Source organism: Salmonella sp. 2020_1459, from assembly GCF_043847915.1.
Lineage (GTDB): Bacteria > Pseudomonadota > Gammaproteobacteria > Enterobacterales > Enterobacteriaceae > Salmonella > Salmonella enterica.
Map to the genome: position 1 here is coordinate 213347 of NZ_JBCMFA010000007.1, position 26988 is coordinate 240334.

Sequence of the window (26988 nt, forward strand, 5' to 3'; positions counted from 1 at the left end):
TACCCCTAAAGTTAATCGTCGCCTTTGAGTTTTTTACGCTCGACATACAGCGTTGCCGCTTCGCGAACGAAAGCTGCGCAGATCTTCGCCTGATAGCGGTTTTCGAGATCGTCGGCGATAGCCATCAGCTCTTCTTTCGTCGAGCGATAGGGGCGAAGGGCGTTGTAGATTTCAAGAATGCGATCGTCCGGTACCGCGGTCAGTTCGGCGGCGCGTTCAAAGTTCATCGCCAGCCGGTCGCGGCCCGCATCTTTGGCGATAGACGCCTGTAAGCGCAGGGTTTCCGGGGTAATACGCATATCCTGAGCGGTGACTTTATTGCTCAGCACGTTTTCCAGCGTAAAGTCGTCCAGCGTTTTATTGGTGGCGGTTTTCACCCATTCCGGGTGTTTGTTCGCCAGCGGGTAGTCGCTGACCTTTGCGCTGCGGGACGTGCCGCCTGCCGCAGGAGCCGCTGCTGGCGCATCGCCCTGCAGGCTGTTCATACGGCTCAATACGTCCCGGACCATCGATTCAATTGCGTCGGTATTCATGGAGTTATCCTTTATCAAAGCGCCACGCGCAGTTCCTGCGGGTTTTTGCCCGTCACGACGTACTTGGTCTCTTTAATGTGCAAAATGGCCGACTTTGCCTGGTACTTCGGGCGTGCCATCTGGTCATTCAGCGTAGGGACCGGCTGCGGTGATTCGCGTTTCGCATAGCGGGCGGCGTTTTTACCAATCTGACGGTAGGTTTCCAGCGTCAGCAGCGGCGCCTGTGGGAACAGCTCCAGGTTGGAGAGCGGCGGTAGCCCCTGCTGGTGGATAACCGTAGTGCCTTTCGACTGGATGCCGATGGAGATGCCGGAGCCGCTCAGGCGGTTACCTTCCACGGCGACGAACGCCACGTCGGAAGATTTAAAGCAGCGAATCACGCGCGCCCTGATACCTTCTTCTTCAATACCGGCAATGACTTCGCGCAAAATGCTCTTATGCGGTAAGCCGACGATATTGACGGTTTGCGCCAGGCCAAATGCCGGGCCGACGGCGATAATGACTTCGTCCTGCTGAGTGCCCTGGCGCGCTTCGCCCACTTCGGTCAGAAAGCCGTCGCCCGCAGGCGCAGCGGTCTGTGGTGCTGTGGATACCGCAGGCGCATTAAACGAGACGGGTTTATCGCTGCCCTTCATATCGCGAAGCACGTCTTCAATTATCTGGCGCAGCAATTTTTCATTAATTTCCATTTCTCACCCCTTAATCAATCTCGTTGGGATCAAGAGCGCCAGGGATGTTTTTAATCTCTTCCCAGCGTTCTCCCTGCAGGCGATAACCTGTTGCCGGACCGGCATAGTCATTGACGTCATTAACCGCAGAGAGCACTTGTCCGTCGCCGACGATAATGGCGGAGGTGTGCAAATAGTCGCCGGTTAGCTTGGCTTTCTGGATGTTGAGCATGTCCTGGGCCACGTCGGTAAACCCGCCCTGCGCCAGCGCTTTAACGACTTCCAGACCGTTGCGGTTTTTATTGATGATTTCCTGGGCGAACTTGATGTCTTCGACGATGTTACGCTCCGGCATATCTTTCGAACCGTGGGCATAGGTCGCAGCTTCAACTTCTTCATCGGTAATCGGCGGCAGTCCCATTCCGGCAAACACGGCCTGCAGCGCGCGGGCGGCTTTGTTACGGATGGCGATAACGTCCTCTTCGCGAACCGGGCGCAGACCACCGTCCACTTTCAGGTCACGCTGGATAACGTTGTAGTCGTCAAAGTCTTCCGCATCTTCGTTGGAACCGGCGAACATGTTGTCGTAGTTCGGCACCGCGGAATAACCAGAGGAGATAAAGTCGGTACCCGGCAGGAACTGCATCAGCAGGCGCGCGGTACGACGCATATCGGAGTGGGTGAAGGTCTGGTCGTTACTGGAGGCGCATTCCAGATCCAGCGAAGAGCAGATCAGGTTTTCCGCCAGCACGGCACGAATGCCTGACGGCACGGCAGACGGTACGCCGATGCAGCTTACGGAGCCGTTTTGCAGCCCCTGAACGCCCGCGGCTTTGGTGATATAGATGCAGCGCGCTTCCAGATACAGCATGGATTTGCCTTCGGCGTAGCCCATCTGCACTTCGGAGCCGGAGCCGGAGGTGAAGCGCATTTTCAGGCCGCGAGAGGCGTAGGAAGAGGCTAAGAAGCCCTTCGACCATGGGGTATCGTCACCGTCGGTGAAGACCGGCTCGGTGCCGTAAACGGAGATGGTTTCGGCGTAGCAGGTGTGGCCCAGCATGCCGAGCTTCAGCTCGGTGGCTTCTTCCAGCGAGCATTGAGTCAGTACCCCCGGACGACCTACCTGAGAACCAACCAGCAGCGCGATGGCGTTGAACGGCGCATAGCGCGCTACCGCAACCGTCGTCTCTTGTTCGTCAAACCCGCGCCATGCGCCTTCGGCGGCATCGGCGGCAATTTGCACCGGGTTGTCTTTAACGTTGGTGACGTGCGCCTGTTGAGATGGAGTACGGCGGGCGCGCATTTTCTGCATCGCCATCATCATCTCAACCACGTTCATATGCGAAACCACTTCGACAATTTTCGCTGGGGTCATCGCGGTGGTTAGCGGAACGATTTCGCTGCGCTTGACGTTCGGATCGCACAGCATGTTAGCCAGCTTGACCGAATCCATCGCCATCACTTCTTCGGCGCGGTTCAGGTTGATGCCGTAGCGGGCGATAAAGTGGTCGATCAGGTCGAATTCGCTAACCGGTTTTCCGTCCAGCTCGGTTACCGCGCCGTTAACGATTTTTATCGACGGTTTTGGGTCGTTCGGGCTTTCCATCGCGATAAAGCCTTCTTCGATCCACTCCTTAACAAAGCCGTCCTGATTCACAGGGCGTTTCGCCAGTGCTTCAAATCTTTTCGATCTCATGAATCAGCCTCGTGGGTATCAGATGTAGGACGGGCGATCGTTTTTCGGTTCAGAACCGAGGGTCGCAAGGACGGTTTTGCCGATTTCGCGGGCGGAGGTCACCGCCTGACGGACCGCGCCGGAGTCGCCGGAAATCACCAGAATAGCTTCGTTACTAAAGCTGGTGCCGTGCGCCGGAGAGCTGTACGCCACGACTTCAACGTTGGCTGACTTCAGGGCGGTATCGGCCATCAGTACGCCGACGGAAGCCGGAGCGCCGACGATGACGCCGCAGGCACGGCCAATCGGCGCGCCGAACGCTTTTTCCAGCGCGTAGCTGGCGCGAGCGGTGTACTGCAGCTCGATATGCCCGGCTTCGTTGCCGTAAACATCACCGAAGGTGCGGTCCAGCTCTTTCAGCGCGACTTCGATACCGCGCTTGACGTCGGATACATCGTTACCGCCTAAAATAATCAGCGAACCGTGGCCCGCTCCGCCTTTGGTATCGCGCGGCAGCTCAATGCTGACCACTTCGGTGTTGGTGGCTTTCACCGCTTCGTCCGCCGCCATAATGTGCGGGCCTGCGCCGGTGCGGGCGCCGAGAATGCCGATGGAACGATAGCGCTTTTCAAGCTTCATCGCGTCCAGCAGGGCGGTATCGACGTTGGCGATAACCAGGCCCAGGGTATCGCCAATGGCGGTCCCGACAAATTCCGTTAAACTGCAGCTTTTTTCTGCCATAGCCGTCTCTCGTATAGGTTGGGGTTGACCAGGGATGGCCTGTTGTTCCGGCGTTGACACACGGGCAATCACCTGCGCCATGATCTGTTCCACCAGCTCATTGCTGCTCATTGGCTAATTCCCTTCGGTAAGATTTTTTCTACATCGGTGTGAGGGCGTGGGATGACGTGTACGGCTTTCACTTCACCCACGTTGCGTGCGGCTGCGGCACCTGCATCGGTGGCCGCTTTGACCGCGCCAACATCGCCGCGCACGATGACGGTTACCAGCCCGGAGCCAATCTTTTCATAGCCCACTAACATCACATTGGCTGACTTAACCATTGCATCAGCGGCCTCTATGGCTGCGGTTAAGCCTTTGGTTTCTACCATTCCTAGTGCTTCTTGTTGCATAAAGACCTCGCATGGAGTGTTCCGATAGTTGGGACTATAAGAAGATGCGAGGAAAAAGAATGGCTGACTTGCTATTGAGCATCAGAAAATAATGGGAAAGCAATATGACTAAATTGTCTTTTGCTTTTTTAACTTATTGATAAATTACATTTAATTTATTATTGTCTATATGATTATTTTGTTTTTATTATTTCATTTTTACATTTTTGTTAGTGACGAGAGTATTTTTATTTGATATGGCGAAAGACGCAAAATGTGATTCTTATTCGAAATTGATAAGTTGGCTTGTGCAATATTTTATTATTTCCACAGGCGTATTTTATAGCTCAAATTTCCCGTGTGATGGGCTGATAAAAATATCGGAAAAGCAAAATTTTGCTATCGCAACACGATTTTTCCGGAAGGCAGGCCCGCAGGTTGCCAACAATTTACAGGCGGCACTTTTTATAGTGAGGTTAGCTGTACACTACCGCCAGCCGAAACTTGCGCTGGCCAGGACACGAACTTTGCTCAGAAGGTGTCACATGAATGATTCTCTAAAGGCGCAATGTGGTGCGGAATTTTTAGGCACCGGACTCTTTTTGTTTTTTGGTATCGGTTGTTTGAGCGCGCTCAAAGTCGCAGGCGCCAGCCTCGGATTATGGGAGATTTGCATTATTTGGGGGCTTGGGATTTCACTGGCCGTTTACCTTACGGCCGGCATCTCCGGCGGACATCTTAACCCTGCGGTGACGATTGCGCTGTGGCTCTTTGCCTGCTTTCCCAAACAGAAAGTATTGCCTTATATTATTGCCCAGTTTGCTGGCGCTTTTGGCGGCGCTCTGCTGGCGTATGTGCTTTATAGTAGCCTTTTTACTGAATTTGAGACTGCGCATCATATGGTGCGCGGTAGCGTCGAAAGTTTGCAATTAGCCAGCATTTTCAGTACCTATCCGGCCGCAGCGCTAAATGTATGGCAGGCTGCGTTGGTGGAAGTGGTCATTACGTCGATTCTGATGGGCATGATCATGGCATTGACGGATGATGGCAATGGCATTCCTAAAGGGCCGCTTGCGCCTTTGCTTATTGGGATATTGGTTGCCGTTATCGGCGCGTCTACTGGACCCCTTACCGGTTTTGCAATGAACCCGGCGCGTGATTTCGGTCCCAAACTGTTCACATGGTTAGCGGGGTGGGGGAACATGGCGATGAGCGGTGGGCGAGAGATCCCTTATTTTATCGTGCCGATTGTCGCGCCTGTTATCGGCGCCTGTGCCGGAGCAGCCATATATCGCTATTTTATTGGTAAGAATTTACCTTGTAACCGCTGTGAACTGTAAGAAAATGCGAACCAGATTCACAGCAATGATGTATCGTAAAAACAGGTGAGATAATTTCGTGATCTGCTTTCACGAACTGATCAAAACGTCTCCCAGCAATGGGAGACTTTTGATATTGTCATTGTACTTTTTATCAGGGCCAGGATAATGCTAATAAAAAGTGAATGTAAATAATGTGTTTTGTTTATAACAATAAATTAACTGAGGGGTTTTATCATGATTTCTGCGAGCGCTCTGAACTCAGAACTCATTAATAAAATCGCACAGGATTTTGCACAAGCCACCGGTCTGGCGGTTGTGGTTGTCAATATTCATGGTGATGAAATATCTGAGCTATTCAATTTCACGCCGTTTTGTCAGTTGATGCGGCAGCATCCCCAGCATAGTACACGTTGTCGTATGAGCGATCGCTGCGGGGGACTGGAGGCATCGAAGTCCGATCAACCCTGTATTTATCGTTGTCATGCCGGTCTAACGGATTTTTCTATTCCGCTGGTAATCGCAGGGTATTTAGTTGGCTTTGTTTTATGCGGGCAGGTTCGTTTAAGTAATGACGTGGAGCTGGTAAACATTCTTAATGTCGACGATCGCTGGCAGGCTGACCCTGAGCTCTTGAATGAATTTCGGAATGTGCCAGAGATGGACTATTCACGCGTTATCGCTTCCGCCGATCTTCTTAAACTGATTGTTGAGAATTGCCTGAAAAAACAGCTCAATTTCGTGGTTATCAAAGACAATCCGCAGCAATCGGAGGCAAATAAAACCACTCGTGGTCCCACTCCGCATGACAGTAAAATGAAAAAAGCGCTTCGCTATATTGATGCGCATTTGTCCGACGATCTTCGTCTTGAGGATGTCGCCTCACATGTCTATCTCAGCCCCTATTACTTCAGTAAACTATTCAAGAAATATCAGGGAATCGGATTTAATGCGTGGGTAAACCGCCAGAGAATGGTTAGCGCCAGAGAATTGCTTTGCCATAGTGACTGGAGTATTGCCAGTATTGCGCGTAATTTAGGCTTTTCGCAAACCAGCTATTTTTGCAAAGTCTTCCGCCAGACCTATCAGGTTACGCCGCAGGCTTATCGCCAGCAGATAAATGAGAATTCTCATCCTCCATCGTTATGAATAGCAATATTTTGCTATTGCCGATTTTTGATAGTCTTTTGTATCTTAATCATTTCAGAAAGAAAATTTATCTGGTGTCACAATAAATTGTCATAGCGCAACAAAATAATAAAATTTAGGGCATAAACTGCACCAGTTTTTATTTTTGTGATGAAGTACAGTGTCAGGAAAGATAAGTTTTATTACGCTTTGTCGATACGTTTTATCGTCAATATACCGATAAGGATGAGTAGATTAACGTCAGATGAGCAACCGCTCAGGCTATTGCTCACAGAAATGTAAAACGTAGCACATTATTAATTGCCGTTATGGGTGTGCCGTACAGCCATAACGTAAACCAACAGGTTTGCCACATTTGTGGTAGGGAAGGGGGTGAAAATCCCCCGCAGCCCCCGCTGCTGTGATGCTGACGACCCCGTAAAGACCACTGATCGCAAGATTGGGAAGGACGGGCGAGGAGGACGCTAAGCCAGAAGACCTGCCTGTCGGTGATAACCAACAACTTCGGTGGGAAGTGGGTTGCGAAGACGCGTACAGTCGAAAGACTGAACATGCGCGTACCTGTATACCCCTACCACCCTGAACAGGATCAGGGTAATGGCGGCAAGGCATCACGCATTTATTCTTGCAGGCACAGGAAGCGGTTGCGGCAAAACCACGGTGACGCTTGGTTTGTTGAGGCTGCTGCAAAAACGCGCGCTGCGCGTACAGCCGTTTAAAGTTGGGCCAGATTACCTTGATACCGGCTGGCATACCGCTATCTGTGGCGTGGCGTCCCGTAATCTTGACAGTTTCATGCTTCCTCCTCCTGTTCTCAACGCCTTATTTTGCGAACAAATGCGGCAGGCGGATATCGCTGTCATTGAAGGGGTCATGGGGCTGTATGACGGCTATGGCGTCGACCCCAATTACTGCAGCACAGCCGCGATGGCCAAACAGCTTGGTTGCCCGGTCATCCTACTGGTGGACGGCAAGGCTGTTTCAACGTCGCTTGCGGCTACCGTTATGGGATTTCAGCACTTCGACCCGACCCTCAACCTCGCGGGCGTGATTGTGAATCGCGTCACTAGCGACGCCCACTATCAGCTCCTCAAAAATGCCATTGAACATTATTGCTCACTGCCGGTACTGGGGTATGTCCCTCCTTGCGACGGCGTCGCATTACCTGAACGCCACCTGGGGTTGATTACCGCCAGAGAATCCCTCGTCAATCAGCAATCATGGCATGATTTTGCCGCCTCGCTGGAACAAACAGTGGATGTGGATGCGCTACTCTCGCTGAGCGTGTTATCAGCGCTTCCGACGGGAATGTGGCCTGAGCGCCCCGATAACACAGCGGGGGCAGGGCTGACGCTTGCTCTGGCGGATGATGAGGCCTTTAACTTTTATTATCCCGATAACATCGATTTGCTGGAGCGTGCCGGCGTTAACATTGTGCGTTTTAGCCCACTGCATGACCGCGCATTGCCTGATTGCCAGATGATCTGGCTGGGCGGTGGATATCCTGAATTATACGCCGCGGATCTGGCGGCAAATACGGCGATGTTAAAACATTTGCGGGCGGCGCATCAGCGCGGCGTGGCGATTTACGCGGAGTGTGGCGGTCTGATGTATCTGGGGAGCACTCTGGAAGATAGCGGCGGGGAAATTCATCAGATGGCGAATATTATCCCCGGTCACAGCAAAATGGGTAAGCGACTTACCCGCTTTGGTTACTGTGAGGCGCAGGCTATGCAGCCAACGCTATTGGCGGCGCCTGGCGAGATAGTGCGCGGCCATGAATTTCACTACTCAGATTTTATTCCCGAAACACCCGCCGTTATGACCTGTCGTAAGGTTCGCGATGGCCGCGTGTTACAGGAATGGACTGGCGGCTGGCAGACAGGCAACACGTTTGCCAGCTATCTGCACGTCCATTTCGCCCAGCGTCCGGAAATGTTGCAGCACTGGCTGGCGGCGGCGAGGCGCGTATTATGACGATCCTTGCCTGGTGTATCGCCTGGGTGCTGGATTTTATCATCGGCGACCCTCAACACTGGCCCCATCCGGTACGCTGGATAGGTCGTTTAATCACGTTTGTGCAGCGTATTGTGCGTCGCTATTGTCCCGGCGATAAAGCGCTGCGGATTGGCGGCGGCGTAATGTGGGTTGTGGTTGTCGGGGCGACCTGGGGCGCGGCATGGGGCGTACTGGCGCTGGCGCAGCGGATTCACCCCTGGTTTGGCTGGAGCGTCGAAGTCTGGATGATCTTTACCACGCTGGCCGGACGCTCTCTGGCCCGCGCCGCGCAGGAGGTTGAACGACCGTTGCGGGAGAACGACCTTGCGGAAAGCCGAATAAAACTCTCCTGGATCGTCGGGCGCGATACGTCGCAACTTCAGCCAGCGCAGATCAATCGCGCCGTGGTGGAAACGGTTGCAGAAAACACCGTTGACGGCATTATCGCGCCGCTCTTTTTCCTCTTTCTCGGCGGCGCGCCGCTGGCGATGGCCTACAAAGCCGTCAATACCCTGGATTCAATGGTGGGCTACAAACATGAAAAATACCGGGCGATTGGTATGGTCAGCGCCCGTATGGACGACGTAGCGAACTATCTTCCTGCCCGACTGAGCTGGCTGTTGCTGGGCATTGCGGCAGGACTGTGTCGCCTGAGTGGTTGGCGGGCGCTGCGTATTGGCTGGCGTGACCGTTATAACCACAGTAGCCCAAATTGCGCCTGGTCGGAAGCGTGTGTGGCCGGCGCCTTAGGAATCCAGCTCGGCGGCCCAAATAACTACTTTGGCGAGCGTGTGGACAAGCCCTGGATCGGCGACGCGCAGCGCGATATTTCCGTGGACGATATTTCCCGAACGATTCGATTGATGTGGGTCGCTTCAACCCTGGCGCTGGCGCTGTTTATTGCGGCGCGGTGCGGGTTATCTGGCGTGGCCTGAGGACGACAGTATGCATTATATCCAGCAGCCCCAAACCATTGAGGCCAACAGTTTCACCATTATTAGCGACATTATTCGCGAAACGCGTCCTGATTACCGTTTCGCCAGTCCGCTCCATGAGGCCATTATCAAGCGGGTTATTCATACCACCGCCGATTTCGACTGGCTGGACATTTTGTGGTTCTCTGCCGATGCGCTGGAACAGCTTTGTGATGCGTTACGCCATCCGTGCATTATTTATACCGATACCACGATGGCGCTGTCCGGCATTAATAAAAGATTACTGGCGACGTTTGGCGGCGAGTGTCGCTGTTATATCAGCGATCCGCGCGTGGTGCGCGCCGCAAAAACGCAGGGGATTACCCGTTCAATGGCCGCCGTCGATATCGCTATCGCCGAGGAGGAGAAAAACAAGCTCTTTGTTTTCGGTAATGCGCCGACGGCCCTGTTCCGTTTGCTTGAACATAACGTGACGGTGAGCGGCGTGGTGGGCGTACCGGTAGGCTTTGTCGGCGCGGCGGAGTCCAAAGAGGCGCTCACCCATAGCCATTTCCCCGCGGTTGCCGCGTTAGGGCGTAAAGGCGGCAGTAACGTGGCTGCCGCTATCGTCAATGCGCTGCTCTATCATCTCCGGGAGGCCTGATGAGCGAGCTTTCTTTTGACGCGCCGGTCTGGCACCACGGTAAAGCGTTACGTAAAGGATATACCACCGGTTCCTGCGCGACGGCGGCGGCAAAAGTCGCCGCGCTGATGGTATTGCGTCAACATCTGATTCATCAGGTCTCCATCGTCACGCCGTCGGGCGTCACGCTATGCCTGAACGTGGAGTCGCCGCACATTGAAGGCCAGCAGGCGATAGCCGCAATTCGTAAAGATGGCGGCGATGATGTGGATGCCACGCACGGAATGCTGATTTTTGCCCGCGTTACGCTCAACGACAGCGGTGAGATTACGCTCACTGGCGGCGAAGGTATTGGTACGGTAACGCGTAAAGGGATTGGACTGCCGCTCGGGAGCGCCGCCATCAATCGTACGCCGCGCCATACCATTGAGTCAGCGGTGCGCGAAGCGATAGGCCCGGCGCGTGGGGCCGATGTGGAGATTTTTGCCCCGGAAGGCGAAGTGCGGGCGCAAAAAACGTATAACTCGCGGCTTGGCATCCTTGGCGGCATTTCCATTATTGGCACTACCGGCATTGTGACGCCGATGTCGGAAGAAAGCTGGAAACGCTCACTATCGCTGGAACTGGAGATCAAACGGGCGTCAGGATTAACGCGGGTGATACTCGTGCCGGGCAACCACGGCGAACGGTTTGTTCGCGAACAAATGGGCGTCGACACACAGGCAGTCGTCACCATGAGCAATTTTGTCGGCTACATGATTGAAGAGGCGGTACGGCTGGGATTTTGCCAGATAGTGCTGGTGGGGCATCCTGGAAAACTGATCAAAATCGCCGCCGGGATCTTTCATACCCATAGCCATATTGCCGATGCGCGCATGGAAACGCTGGTCGCGCATTTAGCTTTACTGGGCGCGCCGCTGGAGTTACTCACCCTGGTCAGCGATTGCGATACCACCGAAGCGGCAATGGAGCACATTGAAGCATATGGCTTCGGGCATATCTATAACCATCTTGCCAGGCGTATTTGTTTGCGAGTCATGCAGATGCTGCGTTTTACCAAAACGCAGCCTGTCTGCGACGCCATCCTGTTTTCTTTTGATAACCATATTCTCGGCAGTAATCGTCCCGTCGACGAGATTGCTAAGGAGCTGCAATGCTAACGGTCGTGGGAATGGGGCCCGCTGGACGGCATTTGATGACGCCTGCGGCGCTGGAAGCGATAGACCACGCCGATGCGCTGGCAGGCGGTAAACGGCATTTGGCGCAGTTTCCGGCGTTTGGCGGCGAACGATTTACGCTGGGCGCGGATATTGGCGCGTTGTTGTCATGGATTGCCGCCCGTCGGGATAAAGGGATCGTGGTGCTGGCCTCCGGCGATCCGCTGTTTTATGGCATCGGTACACGCCTGGTGGCGCATTTTGGTATCGAACAGGTTCGCATTATCCCTGGCATCAGCGCCGTACAGTATCTGTGCGCACAGGCTGGAATTGATATGAATGACATGTGGTTGACCAGTAGCCACGGTCGTTGCGTCAGCTTCGAGCAGTTAGCGAGCCATCGCAAAGTGGCGATGGTCACGGATGCCCGCTGCGGGCCGCGAGAAATCGCGCGGGAACTGGTCGCGCGGGGCAAAGGGCATCGCTTAATGGTGATTGGTGAAAATCTGGCGATGGAAAATGAGCGGATCCACTGGCTACCCGTCAGTGCGGTCAACGCCGACTATGAAATGAATGCAGTGGTGATCCTGGATGAAAGATGAGCTTTTTCTGCGCGGCGAGAACGTGCCAATGACCAAAGAGGCGGTACGGGCGCTGGCGCTGTCGAAACTTGAGCTCCACCGCGCCAGTCATCTGATTGACGTCGGGGCGGGAACGGGAAGCGTCTCAATTGAAGCGGCGCTGCAATTTCCTTCGTTGCAGGTGACGGCTATCGAGCGTAATCCTGCCGCGCTACGGCTGCTTGATGAGAATCGTCAGCGCTTTGCCTGCGGCAATATCGATATTCTCCCCGGCGAAGCGCCAATGACCATAACCGGGAAAGCCGATGCGGTGTTTATGGGCGGCAGCGGCGGGCATCTGACGGCGCTGATTGACTGGGCGATGGGCCATCTGCATCCCGGTGGCCGTCTGGTGATGACCTTTATCTTGCAGGAAAACCTTCATAGCGCGCTGGCGCATCTTGCCCACATCGGCGCATGTCGAATGGACTGTGTACAGCTTCAGCTTTCATCGTTAACGCCGCTGGGGGCGGGACACTATTTCAAACCGAACAATCCTGTTTTTGTTATCGCCTGTCAGAAGGAAGAAAACCATGTCAGAGACATTTGATCCACGCTGTGTATGGTTCGTCGGCGCCGGGCCGGGCGATCGCGAGCTGATCACGCTTAAAGGCTACCGCCTGCTGCAACAGGCGCAGGTAGTTATCTATGCCGGTTCGCTGATCAATACCGAACTGCTGGATTACTGCCCCGCGCAGGCAGAACGCTACGACAGCGCCGAACTGCATCTTGAGCAGATTATCGAGCTGATGGCGGCGGGCGTGAAGGCGGGAAAAACGGTGGTGCGTTTGCAAACGGGCGATGTCTCGCTGTACGGCTCCGTACGTGAGCAAGGCGAGGAGTTAACTCGCCGTGGTATCGACTGGCAGGTAGTGCCTGGCGTCAGCGCGTTTCTCGGCGCTGCGGCGGAGCTGGGTGTGGAATATACCGTACCGGAGGTATCGCAGAGTCTCATTATTACCCGTCTGGAAGGGCGTACGCCAGTACCGGCGCGCGAACAACTGGAGGCGTTCGCCAGTCACCAGACGTCGATGGCGATTTATCTCTCCGTTCAGCGTATTCACCGAGTGGCGGAACGTCTCATTGCCGGCGGTTATCCGGCAGCTACGCCTGTCGCGGTCATCTATAAGGCTACCTGGCCGGAAAGCCAGACCGTTCGCGGCACGTTAGCGGATATTAGCGACAAAGTACGTGATGCTTGCATCCGTAAGACGGCGCTGATTCTTGTCGGGAATTTTCTGGGTAAGGAGTATCACTACTCAAGACTTTATGCAGCGGACTTTAGCCATGAATACCGTAAAGCCTGAATCCATTGCGTTGTTTTGCCTGACGCCCGGCGGCGTGGCGCTGGCAAAGAGACTCTCCGCGATGCTGCCGTTAACCTGCTTTACCAGTGAAAAACTGCGGGAAGAGGGATTTATTCCCTTCGATGGCGGATTCGCTAATACCGCCCGGCAGGCTTTTACCACTTATACCGCGCTTATTTTTATCGGCGCGACCGGCATTGCCGTTCGTGTCCTGGCGCCGTTAGTGAACGACAAGTTCAGCGATCCGGCGGTGGTCGTCATTGATGAACGTGGTCAGCATGTCATTAGCCTGCTTTCCGGTCATGCGGGCGGGGCCAATGCCTTGACGCGCTACCTGGCAGGAATGTTAGGCGCCGATCCGGTGATTACCACGGCAACGGATGTCAATGAGATGTCCGCGTTGGACACCTTAGCTTTCCAGCTTAACGCCCGCATGTCCGATCTTCGCACGGCGGTAAAAACCGTTAACCAGATGTTGGTCAGTCATCAACGGGTGGGGTTATGGTGGGATGCCGAACTAACGGAAGAGATCGGCCAGTGCGATATTCGTGGTTTTATCCCTGTTGATGATTTGCAGCGATTGCCTGAACTGGATGCGCTTATCTGCGTCTCTTTGCGTAATGACCTCCCTGAGCTTCCCGTACTGCACTGGAAACTGGTGCCCCAGCGTGTGGTGGCGGGAATTGGCTGTCGCCGCGATACGCCATTTCCCCTGTTAGCGACATTACTGGCGCGCCAGCTTGAAGCGCAGAAACTCGATCCGCTGGCGTTAAAAGCGATTGGCAGCGTCACGCTCAAAAAAGGGGAGCCGGGGCTTATTCAGCTCGCCTCCTGCTGCCGCGTGCCTTTTAAAACCTTTACCGCCGAAGCGTTGCGCGAATTCGAACACCATTTTCCCGGTTCTGGCTTCGTCAGAAAAACGGTGGGTGTTGGCAGCGTATCCGGCCCGGCTGCGTGGTTATTAAGCCAGGGACAATTGTTAGGCGAGACCCTGCGAGAACAGGGCGTCACTATTACTTTAGGAGTTGCACACTGATGTTGAGCGTAATTGGTATTGGCCCCGGTTCGCAGGCAATGATGACGATGGAGGCGATTGAGGCGCTTCAGGCGGCGGAAATCGTCGTGGGTTACAAAACCTATACCCATCTGGTTAAAGCATTCACTGGCGACAAACAGGTGATCAAGACCGGCATGTGTAAGGAAATTGAACGCTGCCAGGCGGCTATTGAACTGGCGCAGGCCGGGCATAACGTAGCGCTCATCAGCAGCGGGGATGCGGGAATTTACGGCATGGCGGGTCTGGTGCTGGAACTGGTCGGCAAGCAAAAACTGGACGTCGAGGTGCGGCTCATTCCTGGCATGACCGCCAGCATCGCCGCCGCCTCTTTATTGGGCGCGCCGCTGATGCATGACTTCTGCCATATCAGCCTCAGCGACCTGCTGACCCCGTGGCCGGTTATTGAAAAACGCATCGTTGCCGCCGGAGAGGCAGACTTTGTTATCTGTTTTTACAACCCGCGCAGCCGCGGGCGCGAAGGGCATCTGGCGCGCGCGTTTGACCTGCTTGCCGCCAGTAAAAGCGCGCAGACGCCGGTTGGCGTGGTGAAATCCGCTGGACGTAAAAAAGAGGAAAAATGGCTGACTACGCTCGGCGATATGAATTTTGAACCGGTAGATATGACCAGTCTGGTCATCGTCGGTAATAAAACGACCTATGTTCAGGATGGGCTGATGGTAACGCCGCGAGGTTACACGCTGTGAATGAGGGGGAAGTGCTGGTGGTGGGCGGCACCAGCGATGCGCGCGCGTTATGCCGACAACTGGATGCGGCGAACGTCGCGTACACCTTATCCGTGGCGACGCCAGCCGGAAAAGCGCTGGCTGGCGACATTAAAGGACAGGTGCGCTGTGGTCGTCTGGAGTACGGGCAGATGGTCGCCTGGCTAAAAGAAAACCGTACTCGCTGGGTAATAGATGCATCACATCCTTATGCAGAAATGGTCAGCCATAACCTCCTTCGCGCCTGTGAAACGGCGGGCGTGTTGTTAAGTCGTTATCAGCGTCCGGAGCAGCTTAGCAATCTGACGCATCCGCTTCTCTATACGGCGCGCAGTATTGCCGATGCCTGCGAGATAGCGAGGCGTTTTGGTCCGCGCGTGTTACTGACGACCGGCAGTAAAGATCTGGCCGTCTGGCGTGCCGGGCTGGCGGAAAAAACGTTGCTGGCGCGCGTACTGCCCGTGGCGGAGGTGATTCAACGCTGCAGCGAACTGGGGTTCGGCGTTGGAGAAATTTTCGCACTGTGTGGGCCGTTCAGCGCTGATTTTAACGCCGCGTTTTACCACCAGTGCCGGGCCGACGTAGTCATTACCAAAGCGTCCGGCGCGGAGGGGGGATATCAGGAAAAAGTTCAGCCCTGTCTGGATGCGGGCATTCCCTGCATCGTTATTGCGCGCCCGACGCCGCTTGTGACGGGTGATGAGTTACTGGAAAGCCAGGCCGCCTTTGCGCAGCGTTTATCGCGCTGGCTGGCCGCAGCTAAGGAGTAAAAATGAAAAAAGCGCTTCTGGTAGTCAGTTTTGGCACCAGCTATCACGACACCTGTGAAAAAAACATTGTGGCGTGCGAACGTGATCTGGCGGCGTCCTGTCCCGATCGCGACCTGTTTCGCGCCTTCACTTCCGGAATGATCATTCGCAAGCTTCGCCAGCGTGACGGTATCGACATCGATACGCCATTACAGGCTTTGCAAAAGCTTGCCGCACAGGGATATCAGGACGTGGCGATTCAGTCGTTGCACATTATTAACGGCGACGAATATGAAAAAATTGTCCGTGAAGTACAAATCTTGCGTCCGTTATTCACTCGCCTGACGCTGGGCGTGCCGCTGCTGAGCAGCCATAACGATTATGTGCAGCTAATGCAGGCGTTGCGACAACAGATGCCATCGCTCAGACAAACGGAGAAAGTCGTTTTTATGGGCCACGGCGCCAGCCATCACGCATTCGCAGCTTATGCCTGTCTCGATCATATGATGACCGCGCAGCGCTTTCCGGCGCGCGTCGGCGCCGTAGAAAGCTACCCGGAGGTCGACATCCTGATCGACAGCCTGCGTGACGAAGGCGTCACCGGCGTACATTTGATGCCATTAATGCTGGTGGCGGGCGATCACGCCATTAATGATATGGCTTCAGACGACGGCGACTCATGGAAAATGCGCTTTAACGCGGCGGGCATTCCGGCGACGCCGTGGCTGAGCGGGCTGGGAGAAAACCCGGCTATCCGGGCGATGTTTGTCGCGCATTTGCACCAGGCGCTGAACATGGCGGTAGAGGAGGCGGCATGAACGGTAAATTATACGCATTAAGCACCGGGCCAGGCGCGCCCGACCTGATAACCGTCCGCGCAGCGCGGATTCTTGGCTCGCTGGACATTCTGTATGCGCCCGCCGGTCGTAAGGGGGGCGATAGTCTGGCGCTGTCGATTGTGCGCGACTATCTCGGCGAGCAGACGGAAGTACGTTGTTGCCATTTCCCTATGAGCGCTGACGGCGCCGAGAAAGAAGCGGTCTGGAACGAGGTTGCCGCCGCGCTTACCGCAGAGGTGAAAGCGGGTAAACAGGTCGGTTTTATTACCCTGGGCGATGCGATGCTATTCAGTACCTGGATTTTTTTACTCCAGCGTATCGGCTGCCCGGAGTGGCTGGAGATTGTCCCCGGCGTCACGTCCTTCGCCGCGATAGCCGCCCGCGCGAAAATGCCGCTCGCCATAGAACAGCAATCGCTGGCGGTTATTTCTTGTACCGCGCCGGAAGCGGAAATAGCCCAGGCGCTACAACAGCATGATAGCCTGGTGCTGATGAAAGTGTATGGCCGGTTCGCTCGTATTAAAGCGTTGCTGGCGCAGGCTGGCCTGCAGGAATGCGCCTTAATGATGTCCGAGGCCACGCTGCCCGGCGAGCAGTGCTGGCGCCATCTCCACGAGGTCAACGATGATCGACCGTTGCCCTATTTTTCGACCATTCTGGTCAATAAACAGTGGGAGTATGCAGAATGAAACTTGAACAGCAGCTTCGACAGTTGTCTTTCAGTGGACTGGCTGCAGCGCTATTGCTGATGGTTGTCCCGCAACAGGCGTTTGCGATGCATATCATGGAGGGCTTTTTACCGCCAGTGTGGGCGCTGGCCTGGTGGTTACTGTTTTTACCCTGCTTGTGGTATGGACTGGTGCGCTTACGGCGTATTGTGCAGGAGGATAATCATCAGAAGGTACTGCTGGCGCTGTGCGGCGCGTTTATTTTTGTCCTGTCCGCGCTCAAAATTCCGTCGGTAACGGGGAGTTGTTCACATCCGACCGGCGTTGGTCTGGCGGTTATCTTGTTCGGGCCCGGGGTGGTGGCGATTCTCGGCGCGGTTGTGCTGTTGTTTCAGGCGCTGTTGCTGGCGCACGGCGGCCTGACGACGCTTGGCGCAAACGGAATGTCGATGGCGGTGATTGGCCCGGTTGTCGGTTATCTGGTGTGGAAAATGGCCTGCCGTGCCGGACTGCGCCGCGATGTCGCCGTTTTTCTGTGCGCGATGCTGGCGGATTTGGCGACCTATTTTGTGACTTCAGTCCAGCTTGGCGTTGCGTTTCCCGATCCCCATGCCGGAGCGACAGGGTCTGTTGTGAAGTTTATGGGGATTTTCTGCCTCACACAGATTCCTGTCGCCATTGCCGAAGGTTTATTAACCGTCATGATTTATGACCAGTTAACCAAACGGCAAGTGATTACCGTACAAGGACATTAAAATGAAAAAAACGTTGATGTTGTTAGCGATGGTGGTGGCGCTGGTGATTCTGCCGTTTTTTATTAACCATGGCGGTGAATATGGCGGTTCAGACGGCGAAGCGGAAAGCCAGATTCAGGCTATTGCGCCGCAGTATAAACCCTGGTTTCAGCCGTTATATGAACCTGCCAGCGGTGAAATTGAAAGCCTGCTGTTTACCCTTCAGGGCTCTCTTGGCGCGGCGGTGATTTTTTATATCCTGGGGTATTGCAAAGGTAAACAACGCCGTGATGACCGGGCTTGATCGACTCAGCTATCAAAGCCGCTGGGCACACGTTGCGCCGCAGCGCAAGTTTTTGCTGTGGCTGGCGATGATGATACTGGCGTTTGCTCTGCCGCCTGTAGGGCAGGGCATTGAGCTGCTGATCATTGCCGGATTGAGCTGTTGGCTATTGCGCATATCCCTCTGGCGCTGGTGTCGATGGATGGCGATACCTTTTGGATTTTTGTTGGTCGGCGTGATAACGATTATCTTCAGCATCAGCCGCGAGCCGCAAATGCTGTTGGCTGGCATATCTGTCGGGCCGTACTGGATCGGGATTACCCGTGCGGGCGTGGTTACGGCGAATGAAACGTTCTGGCGTAGCCTGACGGCGCTGTCCGCGACGTTGTGGCTGGTGATGAACCTACCGTTTCCGCAGTTAATTAGCTTGCTTAAGCGCGCGCATATTCCACGCCTGCTTACCGAGCAAATCCTGTTAACGTGGCGCTTTCTCTTTATTCTTCTGGATGAGGCGGCGGCAATTCGTCGCTCGCAAACGCTGCGTTTTGGTTATTGCAGCCTGCCGAACGGCTATCGATCTCTGGCAATGCTAACTGGACTCCTGTTTACGCGGGTGTTAATGCGTTATCAGCAAATGACTACCACGCTGGATATCAAACTGTATCAGGGTGATTTTCACCTGTAAGGACTATTATGCTTGCCACTTCAGACCTGTGGTTTCGTTATCAGGATGAGCCGGTACTTAAAGGGTTAAATCTGGATTTTTCGCTTTCGCCTGTTACCGGTTTGGTGGGCGCGAACGGCTGTGGGAAGTCTACGCTTTTTATGAACCTGAGCGGCCTGTTGCGTCCGCAAAAAGGGGCCGTGTTGTGGCAGGGAAAACCGCTGGATTACAGCAAGCGCGGACTACTGGCGCTGCGCCAGCAAGTTGCGACGGTTTTTCAGGACCCTGAACAGCAGATTTTTTATACTGATATCGATAGCGACATTGCGTTTAGTTTACGTAATTTGGGGGTGCCGGAGGCGGAAATCACGCGCCGCGTCGACGAGGCGCTAACGCTGGTTGACGCCCAACATTTTCGCCATCAGCCCATTCAGTGTTTGAGTCATGGGCAAAAAAAACGTGTGGCTATCGCCGGAGCGCTGGTGCTACAGGCGCGCTATCTATTGCTGGATGAACCCACTGCTGGTCTCGATCCCGCTGGGCGCACTCAGATGCTTGCTATCATCAGGCGGATTGTGGCGCAGGGAAATCATGTCATTATCTCCAGCCATGATATCGATCTTATTTATGAAATTAGCGATGCCGTATACGTATTACGCCAGGGCCAGATCCTGATGCATGGCGCGCCTGGCGAGGTTTTCGCGTGTACGGAAGCGATGGAACACGCGGGGCTAACCCAGCCCTGGCTGGTCAAACTTCATACTCAACTGGGACTGCCGCTGTGTAAAACAGAAACGGAGTTTTTTCATCGAATGCAAAAGTGCGCATTCAGGGAGGCGTCATGACGCAGGCAGTTATGTTGCAGGGGACGGCATCCGACGTCGGCAAAAGTGTGCTGGCGGCGGGTTTATGCCGCATTTTTTATCAGGATGGTCTGCGTACCGCGCCGTTTAAATCGCAAAATATGGCGCTTAATTCTGGTATTACGCCGGATGGTAAAGAGATGGGGCGGGCGCAGATTTTTCAGGCGGAAGCCGCGGGGATCACGCCAGATGTGCGTATGAATCCGGTGCTGCTCAAACCGACCAGCGATCGTCAGGCGCAGGTCGTGCTGATGGGGAAAGTGGCGACCAATATGGATGCGGTGAGTTACCATGACTATAAACCGCGTTTGCGTGAGCAAATCCTTGCGGTCTATAACAGTCTGGCGCAGGAATATGACGTTATTGTGCTGGAAGGCGCCGGAAGCCCGGCGGAAATCAATCTGCGCGATCGCGATATCGTCAATATGGGAATGGCGGAAATGGCCCAGTGTCCGGTTATTCTGGTGGCGGATATCGACCGGGGCGGCGTATTCGCCGCTATTTATGGCACGCTGGCGCTGCTGCATAAACAGGAGCGTGACAGAGTAAAGGGCGTCATTATCAACAAATTCCGCGGCGACGTGGCGCTACTCTATTCCGGTATCGAACAAATCGAATCGCTTACCGGCGTCCCGATCCTGGGAGTGATGCCGTGGCTGGATGTGGATCTGGAAGATGAAGATGGCGTCGCGCTGCAAAACGATAAATATCGCGGTAACGCCCCCCGTGATATCACTATTGCCATTGTGCAACTGCCACATATTTCTAACTTTACGGATTTTAACGCTCTGGCGGCGCAGCCGGATGTGCGCATACGCTATATTCGCCGCCCGGAAGCGTTGGCAGACGTTGATCTGGTGATCCTGCCGGGCAGTAAGAATACGCTGAGCGACCTCGCCTGGCTGCGCGAAAGCGGGATGGCGGATGCGGTATTGCAGACACATCGGCAGGGCGTGCCGGTGATGGGGATTTGCGGCGGCTACCAGATGCTGGGCGACACCATTGTGGATGAGGTGGAGTCGGGGCTGGGTACGCAGCCGGGCCTGGGGCTGCTTAATACAATCACTCGCTTTGCACAGGATAAAACCACGACGCAGGTTAACGCGACAATGTCAGGCGAGCTGCCCGGCTGGCTGGCTGCCGCGGCGGGGCTACCGGTACGCGGTTATGAAATTCACATGGGGGAAACGGTGCTGCAGGAAGGATGCTGTACGGCCATGACGTTACAGAAAAATGGATGCTCTATGGCGGATGGCGCGGTCACCGCCGACGGACTGGCGTTTGGCACTTACCTTCATGGCCTGTTTGACAGCGATGCGTTTACCCGTGCGGTGGTCAATGGGTTACGGGCGCGAAAAGGGTTTGCGCCGTGGGAAACGACTTTTTGTTATGCGGATCATAAAGCGCGGCAATTTGATCTGCTGGCGGAAGCGATGCGGCAACATATTGATATTGATAAAATTTATAGCATCATGCAACAACATCAGGAGCCGGTATGATGATTCTGGTGACGGGCGGGGCGCGTAGTGGTAAAAGCCGTCATGCTGAAACCTTAATTGGCGATGCGCCGCAGGTACTGTATATCGCCACCTCGCAGATTCTTGATGACGAGATGGCGGCGAGAATTCAGCATCATAAAGATGGCAGGCCGGCACACTGGCGGACCGCAGAATGCTGGCGGCATCTTGATACGTTGATTACCGCGGATCTTGCCCCTGACGACGCGATTTTACTGGAATGTATTACCACCATGGTGACGAATCTGCTGTTTGCGCTGGGAGGCGCAAACGATCCCGAACAGTGGGATTATGCGGCGATGGAGCGCGCCATTGACGATGAAATTCAGATTTTAATTGCAGCCTGCCAGCGCTGCCCGGCGAAAGTGGTACTGGTGACAAATGAGGTGGGAATGGGGATCGTCCCGGAAAACCGTCTGGCGCGCCATTTTCGTGATATTGCCGGTCGGGTCAACCAACGACTGGCGGCAGCGGCGGATGAGGTCTGGCTGGTGGTCTCAGGTATTGGAGTCAAAATTAAATGAGTAAGCTGTTTTGGGCCATGCTCGCTTTTATTAGCCGCTTGCCCGTGCCGTCACGCTGGTCGCAGGGACTGGATTTCGAGCAATATTCGCGTGGGATCGTGATGTTTCCCTTTATCGGGTTGATTCTGGGGGGCGTAAGCGGCCTGATTTTCATCCTCCTGCAATCCTGGTGCGGTATTCCGCTAGCGGCGTTGTTCTGTATTCTGGCGCTGGCGCTGCTGACCGGTGGTTTTCACCTGGATGGGCTGGCCGATACCTGCGATGGTATTTTTTCCGCGCGCCGCCGTGAGCGAATGCTGGAGATTATGCGCGATAGTCGTCTGGGAACCCATGGCGGGCTGGCGCTTATTTTTGTGCTACTGGCAAAAATTCTGGTGGTCAGCGAACTGGCGTTACGTGGAACGCCAATGTTGGCGGCGCTGGCAGCGGCCTGTGCGGCTGGGCGCGGCAGCGCCGTTTTATTGATGTACCGTCATCGCTACGCCCGTGAAGAGGGGCTTGGCAATGTATTTATCGGTAAAGTCAGCGGACGGCAAACCTGCATTACTCTGGGATTGGCGATAATCATCGCCACGGTATTACTGCCTGGTATGCAAGGGTTGGCCGCAATGGTGGTCACATGCGCGGCGATTTTCATCCTTGGCCAGTTGCTTAAACGTACGCTTGGCGGTCAAACCGGCGATACGCTGGGCGCGGCGATCGAACTTGGTGAATTGATCTTTCTGCTGGCTCTGTTATGAGCCGATTATTACGGACGAGACATCTTATGCAGACACTACACGCTTTACTCCGTGACATTCCTGCGCCGGACGCCGAGGCGATGGCGCGTGCGCAGCAACATATTGACGGCCTGCTCAAACCGCCGGGCAGCCTGGGCAGACTGGAAACCTTAGCCGTTCAGCTCGCGGGTATGCCGGGTCTTAACGGTACGCCGCAGGTAGGTGAAAAGGCGGTGCTGGTGATGTGCGCCGACCATGGCGTCTGGGATGAAGGCGTAGCGGTTTCGCCCAAAATCGTGACGGCGATTCAGGCGGCGAATATGACGCGGGGAACAACCGGCGTATGCGTGCTTGCCGCTCAGGCCGGTGCGAAGGTGCATGTCATTGATGTCGGTATTGATGCCGAACCTATTCCTGGCGTAGTTAATATGCGCGTCGCGCGCGGCTGCGGAAATATTGCCGTTGGCCCGGCGATGAGTCGCTTGCAGGCTGAGGCGCTTTTGCTGGAGGTTTCCCGCTACACCTGCGACCTGGCGCAACGCGGCGTGACCTTATTTGGCGTAGGGGAGCTGGGAATGGCGAACACTACGCCAGCCGCCGCGATGGTCAGCGTTTTTACAGGAAGTGATGCAAAAGAGGTGGTGGGGATTGGCGCGAATCTTCCGCCTTCCCGCATCGATAATAAAGTGGACGTCGTGCGGCGGGCGATTGCGATTAATCAGCCCAATCCGCGCGACGGCATTGATGTGTTGTCGAAGGTGGGTGGTTTTGATCTGGTCGGGATGACCGGCGTGATGCTTGGCGCGGCAAGGTGTGGCTTACCCGTATTGCTGGATGGCTTTCTTTCCTACTCGGCAGCGCTGGCGGCCTGTCAGATTGCGCCTGCGGTGAGACCTTATCTGATCCCGTCGCACTTTTCGGCGGAAAAGGGCGCCCGCATCGCGCTCGCGCATTTGTCTATGGAACCCTATTTGCATATGGCGATGCGGTTAGGTGAAGGAAGCGGCGCGGCGCTGGCGATGCCGATCGTGGAAGCCGCGTGCGCCATGTTCCACAACATGGGGGAGTTGGCGGCCAGTAATATTGTCCTGCCGGAGGGGAACGCAAACGCAACATAACCCGGGCGCACAACATCAGCCATGTGAGAAAAAAGCTATACTTAACGCACACCTGCCGCGACAAAGGAAGGGATATAATGCGTCGTATCACACCTTTTTTTCCGTTTTTCGTCTTGTTGGTAAGCCATTTCTCGCTGGCTATAAGCTATCCGTTGCCGCCCGAAGGCAGTCGTCTGGTAGGACAGCCTGTCACAATCGCCGTACCGCAGAACAATACTCAGCCCTTAGAGTCATTTGCCGCCCGCTATGGTCAGGGGCTGAGTAATATGCTTGAAGCGAATCCCGGCGTGGATGTGTTTTTACCTCAGTCTGGTTCCACACTGGTAGTGCCGCAGCAGTTGATTCTGCCTGACACCGTTCGTGAAGGTATTGTGGTAAACGTCGCCGAGATGCGCCTTTATTATTATCCCGCAGGCACGAATACGGTTGAGGTGCTACCCATTGGTATTGGTCAGGCTGGCCGTGAAACGCCGCGCAACTGGGTAACTGCGGTTGAACGCAAACAAGATGGCCCGGTTTGGGTGCCAACGGCTAATACGCGTCGGGAATATGCTAAAGAGGGAAAAACGCTGCCCGCGATGGTGCCTGCGGGGCCGGATAACCCTATGGGGCTATACGCAATATATATCGGCAGGTTATATGCCATCCATGGCACTAATGCTAACTTTGGCATTGGCCTTCGCGTCAGTCAGGGCTGTATCCGTTTACGCAATGACGATATTAAATATTTATTCGACCATGTTCCTGTAGGAACCCGCGTTCAGATTATCGACAGGCCCGTTAAATTTTCGGTAGAGCCGGATGGCAGTCGTTGGCTGGAGGTACACGAACCGCTTTCTCGTAACCGTGCTGAATTTGAGTCAGACAAAAAAGTTCCATTGCCCGTTACGCCAGTGCTGCGCACGTTTATCAAAGGGGATGACGTTGATACTTCGCGGGTTAATGAGGTGCTGGAGCGCCGTTCCGGAATGCCGGTCAACATTAGCGCGGGCAGGTCTGGCCTTTAAATATCCTGCCACATTGCTGGTTTTCATGGGCTGGAGTATCTGTATTAGTAGTGAGTGTCATGGCAGGGGCTTCATTTTCTCAACGAACCGTGAGGCCCCCGATTAAGCCCTCAAAAACTATGGGTGTCAAAAAACCCGGCAAACCTTATCAGGTTAACCGGGTAAAGATAAGTTCTTATTTTTTGAACGTTTCCGGACTCACCAGGATGTCCCGAAACTAAAATCTGGCTCCTCTGACTGGACTCGAACCAGTGACATACGGATTAACAGTCCGCCGTTCTACCGACTGAACTACAGAGGAATCGTGTGGGGTCGTATATTAGCGGCGGAAAAATTTTTGTCAAACCCCATTTAACCTCTTACAGATTCGATTGCGGGTTATCTCATCACTTTGTTGCATTTGCAGACATTTTTTCTGCAAAAAGCTTTGCAGCCTTACGATTTCTCGCTCATTATTGAAATGTGGTTTCAACTCTCTTCTTTAAGGTCCATTTTGAACGTCTCCACTGCCTTACGCCAGGCTGTCGTCCGTACGCCCTGGTATGCCAAACGCAAGAGCTACAAAGTGTTGTTCTGGCGTGAAATCACCCCACTTGCTATCCCTATTTTTCTGGAAAATACCTGTGTTTTGCTAATGGGCGTGCTCAGTACTTTTCTCGTCAGTTGGCTGGGCAAGGAAGCAATGGCGGGCGTGGGGCTTGCCGACAGTTTTAATATGGTAATTATGGCTTTTTTTGCGGCTATCGATCTTGGTACTACGGTGGTGGTCGCCTTTAGCCTCGGCAAGCGCGACAGGCGACGCGCAAGGGCGGCGGCGCGCCAGTCGCTGGTGATTATGACGCTATTTGCCGTTGTGCTGGCAGTGGTCATTCATTATTTCGGCAGTGAAATTATTAATATTGTCGCAGGCGAGGCGACGCCAGAAGTAAAGGGGCTGGCGTTAACGTACCTTGAACTGACGGTGCTGAGTTATCCGGCTGCGGCAATTGCGCTAATCGGTAGCGGCGCGCTGCGTGGGGCAGGGAATACGAAAATCCCGTTGATGATTAACGGCGGGATGAACATTCTCAATATTATTATCAGCAGCATCCTGATTTACGGGGCTTTCTCCTGGCAAGGGCTGGGTTTTGCCGGCGCGGGGCTGGGATTAACCATTTCGCGCTACATCGGCGCGGTAGCGATTATTTGGGTGCTGATGATTGGTTTTAATCCGGCGCTGCGCATTCCGCTGAAAAGCTATCTGAAGCCGCTGAATTTCGGCATTATCTGGGAAGTGATGGGTATCGGTATTCCGGCGAGCATTGAATCAGTGCTGTTCAACGGTGGCAAGCTACTGACGCAAATGTTTGTCGCCGGAATGGGCACTAACGTTATTGCGGGTAACTTTATTGCCTTTTCCGTGGCGGCGCTTATCAACCTGCCGGGTAACGCCCTTGGTTCGGCGTCGACTATTATCACCGGTAAGCGTCTTGGTACCGGGCAAATTGGTCAGGCAGAGCGTCAACTGCGCCATGTATTCTGGATGTCGACTATCGTACTTACGGCAATTGCCTGGGGGACGGCGCCGTTTGCGGGTCTGTTTGCCTCATTTTATACCCAGGAGCAGGACGTAAAAGAGGTAGTGAAAGTTCTGCTCTGGCTTAATGCTGCCTTTATGCCAATTTGGGCGGCCGCGTGGGTGTTGCCGTCGGGTTTTAAAGGCGCGCGCGATGTGCGATTTGCGATGTGGGTATCGATGCTGGGGATGTGGGGCTGTCGCGTTGTGGCAGGGTATACGCTTGGTATTGTGCTGGGTATGGGGGTTGTAGGGGTTTGGCTGGGGATGTTTCTTGACTGGGCCGTGCGTGGCGCACTGTTTTACTGGCGTCTGATAAGCGGGCGCTGGCTGTGGAGATACCCGCGCGTAAAGAGGGAGTAAGCGCTTTTTGCTGTGAAAATCATCAGGAAACGGTGAATTTTAACCGAAGTGTGGAATAAAGCAGCAAACGAACTTTTTTTGTGAAAACAGGCTTTGACAAGCCAGGGGCACCTCGTTAATATTCGCCCCGTTCACACGATTCCTCTGTAGTTCAGTCGGTAGAACGGCGGACTGTTAATCCGTATGTCACTGGTTCGAGTCCAGTCAGAGGAGCCAGATTTTAGTTTCGGGATATCCTGGTGAGTCCGGAGACGTTTAAAAAACAATAAATTATCTTTACCCGGTTGACCTGAGAAGGTTTACCGGGTTTTTTGACATCCATAGTTTTTAGGGGCTTAATCGGGGCCTCGCGGTTCGCTGAGAAAATGGAGCCCCCACGTATGGCATTAACCGATACCGCTATCCGCAAGATCAAACCCGTATCAGTATGCTGACATATAGATGTGTTCGGTTCAAACGGAGCGATCACACAAGCTTGCCAGGTGATGCCCCTGGTGGGAATCGCGACTGT

Annotated in this window: 29 protein-coding genes, 2 tRNA genes and 1 riboswitch; of the genes, 25 read left to right on the forward strand and 6 right to left on the reverse strand. The window is 54.5% G+C overall.

Annotated features, from left to right (window positions below):
- Positions 1–11: 11 nt before the first annotated feature.
- Genes pduE through pduA form a run of 5 tightly spaced genes read right to left on the reverse strand, consistent with a single transcriptional unit; the run spans position 12 to position 4009 of the window.
- Positions 12–533: a propanediol dehydratase small subunit PduE gene (gene pduE / locus ACH0VJ_RS18315; protein ID WP_001090600.1), complete on the reverse strand. Its 522-nt coding sequence runs from the start codon at positions 531–533 to the stop codon at positions 12–14.
- Between the two features lie 14 nt (positions 534–547).
- Positions 548–1222 carry a propanediol dehydratase medium subunit PduD gene (gene pduD, locus ACH0VJ_RS18320; protein WP_000405052.1) on the reverse strand — a complete coding sequence of 225 codons (675 nt, stop codon included), beginning with the start codon at positions 1220–1222 and terminating at the stop codon, positions 548–550.
- 10 nt (positions 1223–1232) lie between these two features.
- Positions 1233–2897, reverse strand: coding sequence for a propanediol dehydratase large subunit PduC (gene pduC / locus ACH0VJ_RS18325; protein ID WP_001256896.1), 1665 nt, complete (start codon positions 2895–2897; stop codon positions 1233–1235).
- Positions 2898–2915: 18 nt separating this feature from the next.
- Positions 2916–3728, reverse strand: coding sequence for a propanediol utilization microcompartment protein PduB (pduB, locus tag ACH0VJ_RS18330; RefSeq protein WP_000097504.1), 813 nt, complete (start codon positions 3726–3728; stop codon positions 2916–2918).
- On the reverse strand, positions 3725–4009 hold the full coding sequence (gene pduA, locus ACH0VJ_RS18335; RefSeq protein WP_001183618.1) for a propanediol utilization microcompartment protein PduA: 285 nt from the start codon (positions 4007–4009) through the stop codon (positions 3725–3727). Before pduA ends, pduB begins: the two co-directional genes overlap by 4 nt.
- A gap of 524 nt (positions 4010–4533) precedes the next feature.
- On the opposite strand from pduA, the gene pduF reads away from it, so the two are divergent.
- From pduF to ldtA, 23 genes are all read left to right on the forward strand, one after another.
- Positions 4534–5328 carry a propanediol diffusion facilitator PduF gene (pduF, locus tag ACH0VJ_RS18340; RefSeq protein ID WP_001000023.1) on the forward strand — a complete coding sequence of 265 codons (795 nt, stop codon included), beginning with the start codon at positions 4534–4536 and terminating at the stop codon, positions 5326–5328.
- 216 nt (positions 5329–5544) lie between these two features.
- Complete coding sequence (gene pocR / locus ACH0VJ_RS18345) at positions 5545–6456, forward strand: regulatory protein PocR (RefSeq protein WP_079833559.1); 912 nt, start codon at positions 5545–5547, stop codon at positions 6454–6456.
- 325 nt (positions 6457–6781) lie between these two features.
- Positions 6782–6957, forward strand: a riboswitch (cobalamin riboswitch).
- A gap of 96 nt (positions 6958–7053) precedes the next feature.
- The gene (locus tag ACH0VJ_RS18350) at positions 7054–8433 is read left to right on the forward strand and encodes a cobyrinate a,c-diamide synthase (RefSeq protein WP_000741254.1); all 1380 of its coding nucleotides are present in this window, start codon (positions 7054–7056) and stop codon (positions 8431–8433) included.
- Positions 8430–9389: an adenosylcobinamide-phosphate synthase CbiB gene (gene cbiB, locus ACH0VJ_RS18355; RefSeq protein WP_000153643.1), complete on the forward strand. Its 960-nt coding sequence runs from the start codon at positions 8430–8432 to the stop codon at positions 9387–9389. Before ACH0VJ_RS18350 ends, cbiB begins: the two co-directional genes overlap by 4 nt.
- A gap of 10 nt (positions 9390–9399) precedes the next feature.
- On the forward strand, positions 9400–10032 hold the full coding sequence (locus tag ACH0VJ_RS18360) for a cobalt-precorrin-8 methylmutase (protein WP_000558987.1): 633 nt from the start codon (positions 9400–9402) through the stop codon (positions 10030–10032).
- Entirely contained in the window at positions 10032–11171 is a 1140-nt protein-coding gene (gene cbiD, locus ACH0VJ_RS18365) for a cobalt-precorrin-5B (C(1))-methyltransferase CbiD (RefSeq protein ID WP_001292911.1), read from the forward strand. Before ACH0VJ_RS18360 ends, cbiD begins: the two co-directional genes overlap by 1 nt.
- Positions 11165–11770, forward strand: coding sequence for a cobalt-precorrin-7 (C(5))-methyltransferase (locus tag ACH0VJ_RS18370; protein ID WP_000958835.1), 606 nt, complete (start codon positions 11165–11167; stop codon positions 11768–11770). Before cbiD ends, ACH0VJ_RS18370 begins: the two co-directional genes overlap by 7 nt.
- On the forward strand, positions 11760–12338 hold the full coding sequence (locus ACH0VJ_RS18375; RefSeq protein ID WP_000650985.1) for a decarboxylating cobalt-precorrin-6B (C(15))-methyltransferase: 579 nt from the start codon (positions 11760–11762) through the stop codon (positions 12336–12338). The genes ACH0VJ_RS18370 and ACH0VJ_RS18375 overlap by 11 nt, the downstream gene beginning before the upstream one ends.
- Entirely contained in the window at positions 12322–13095 is a 774-nt protein-coding gene (locus ACH0VJ_RS18380; protein ID WP_000004866.1) for a cobalt-precorrin-4 methyltransferase, read from the forward strand. The genes ACH0VJ_RS18375 and ACH0VJ_RS18380 overlap by 17 nt, the downstream gene beginning before the upstream one ends.
- A complete protein-coding gene (gene cbiG, locus ACH0VJ_RS18385) occupies positions 13076–14131 on the forward strand; it encodes a cobalt-precorrin 5A hydrolase (RefSeq protein ID WP_001098927.1) in 1056 nt (351 codons plus the stop codon). Before ACH0VJ_RS18380 ends, cbiG begins: the two co-directional genes overlap by 20 nt.
- Positions 14131–14856: a precorrin-3B C(17)-methyltransferase gene (locus ACH0VJ_RS18390; protein ID WP_000953638.1), complete on the forward strand. Its 726-nt coding sequence runs from the start codon at positions 14131–14133 to the stop codon at positions 14854–14856. The genes cbiG and ACH0VJ_RS18390 overlap by 1 nt, the downstream gene beginning before the upstream one ends.
- A complete protein-coding gene (locus ACH0VJ_RS18395) occupies positions 14853–15644 on the forward strand; it encodes a cobalt-precorrin-6A reductase (protein ID WP_001001983.1) in 792 nt (263 codons plus the stop codon). Before ACH0VJ_RS18390 ends, ACH0VJ_RS18395 begins: the two co-directional genes overlap by 4 nt.
- A gap of 2 nt (positions 15645–15646) precedes the next feature.
- Positions 15647–16441: a sirohydrochlorin cobaltochelatase gene (locus ACH0VJ_RS18400; protein WP_000709777.1), complete on the forward strand. Its 795-nt coding sequence runs from the start codon at positions 15647–15649 to the stop codon at positions 16439–16441.
- Positions 16438–17151, forward strand: coding sequence for a cobalt-factor II C(20)-methyltransferase (locus ACH0VJ_RS18405; RefSeq protein ID WP_001013555.1), 714 nt, complete (start codon positions 16438–16440; stop codon positions 17149–17151). Before ACH0VJ_RS18400 ends, ACH0VJ_RS18405 begins: the two co-directional genes overlap by 4 nt.
- Positions 17148–17885 (forward strand): cobalt ECF transporter S component CbiM, encoded by a 738-nt coding sequence (cbiM, locus tag ACH0VJ_RS18410; protein WP_000764336.1) that lies wholly within the window; start codon positions 17148–17150, stop codon positions 17883–17885. Before ACH0VJ_RS18405 ends, cbiM begins: the two co-directional genes overlap by 4 nt.
- Position 17886: 1 nt before the next feature.
- A complete protein-coding gene (locus tag ACH0VJ_RS18415) occupies positions 17887–18168 on the forward strand; it encodes an energy-coupling factor ABC transporter substrate-binding protein (protein ID WP_000753212.1) in 282 nt (93 codons plus the stop codon).
- Positions 18155–18832, forward strand: coding sequence for an energy-coupling factor ABC transporter transmembrane protein (locus tag ACH0VJ_RS18420; protein ID WP_000147127.1), 678 nt, complete (start codon positions 18155–18157; stop codon positions 18830–18832). The genes ACH0VJ_RS18415 and ACH0VJ_RS18420 overlap by 14 nt, the downstream gene beginning before the upstream one ends.
- Before the next feature lie 8 nt (positions 18833–18840).
- Positions 18841–19656 (forward strand): energy-coupling factor ABC transporter ATP-binding protein, encoded by an 816-nt coding sequence (locus ACH0VJ_RS18425; RefSeq protein WP_000881540.1) that lies wholly within the window; start codon positions 18841–18843, stop codon positions 19654–19656.
- Positions 19653–21173 carry a cobyric acid synthase gene (locus ACH0VJ_RS18430; RefSeq protein WP_000189653.1) on the forward strand — a complete coding sequence of 507 codons (1521 nt, stop codon included), beginning with the start codon at positions 19653–19655 and terminating at the stop codon, positions 21171–21173. Before ACH0VJ_RS18425 ends, ACH0VJ_RS18430 begins: the two co-directional genes overlap by 4 nt.
- Complete coding sequence (gene cobU / locus ACH0VJ_RS18435; RefSeq protein WP_000973192.1) at positions 21170–21715, forward strand: bifunctional adenosylcobinamide kinase/adenosylcobinamide-phosphate guanylyltransferase; 546 nt, start codon at positions 21170–21172, stop codon at positions 21713–21715. Before ACH0VJ_RS18430 ends, cobU begins: the two co-directional genes overlap by 4 nt.
- Positions 21712–22455 carry an adenosylcobinamide-GDP ribazoletransferase gene (gene cobS, locus ACH0VJ_RS18440; RefSeq protein WP_000040003.1) on the forward strand — a complete coding sequence of 248 codons (744 nt, stop codon included), beginning with the start codon at positions 21712–21714 and terminating at the stop codon, positions 22453–22455. Before cobU ends, cobS begins: the two co-directional genes overlap by 4 nt.
- A 26-nt stretch (positions 22456–22481) precedes the next feature.
- Positions 22482–23552, forward strand: coding sequence for a nicotinate-nucleotide--dimethylbenzimidazole phosphoribosyltransferase (gene cobT, locus ACH0VJ_RS18445; protein WP_001193983.1), 1071 nt, complete (start codon positions 22482–22484; stop codon positions 23550–23552).
- Between the two features lie 77 nt (positions 23553–23629).
- Positions 23630–24559 (forward strand): L,D-transpeptidase, encoded by a 930-nt coding sequence (gene ldtA, locus ACH0VJ_RS18450; protein ID WP_001252817.1) that lies wholly within the window; start codon positions 23630–23632, stop codon positions 24557–24559.
- Positions 24560–24784: 225 nt separating this feature from the next.
- On the opposite strand, the gene ACH0VJ_RS18455 is transcribed toward ldtA, so the two are convergent.
- Positions 24785–24860: transfer RNA gene (locus ACH0VJ_RS18455), tRNA-Asn, on the reverse strand.
- A gap of 159 nt (positions 24861–25019) precedes the next feature.
- Between ACH0VJ_RS18455 and ACH0VJ_RS18460 the strand changes: the two genes are divergently transcribed.
- Positions 25020–26477 (forward strand): EmmdR/YeeO family multidrug/toxin efflux MATE transporter, encoded by a 1458-nt coding sequence (locus ACH0VJ_RS18460; RefSeq protein WP_001669456.1) that lies wholly within the window; start codon positions 25020–25022, stop codon positions 26475–26477.
- 140 nt (positions 26478–26617) lie between these two features.
- A tRNA-Asn gene (locus tag ACH0VJ_RS18465) sits at positions 26618–26693 on the forward strand.
- Positions 26694–26988 lie beyond the last annotated feature (295 nt).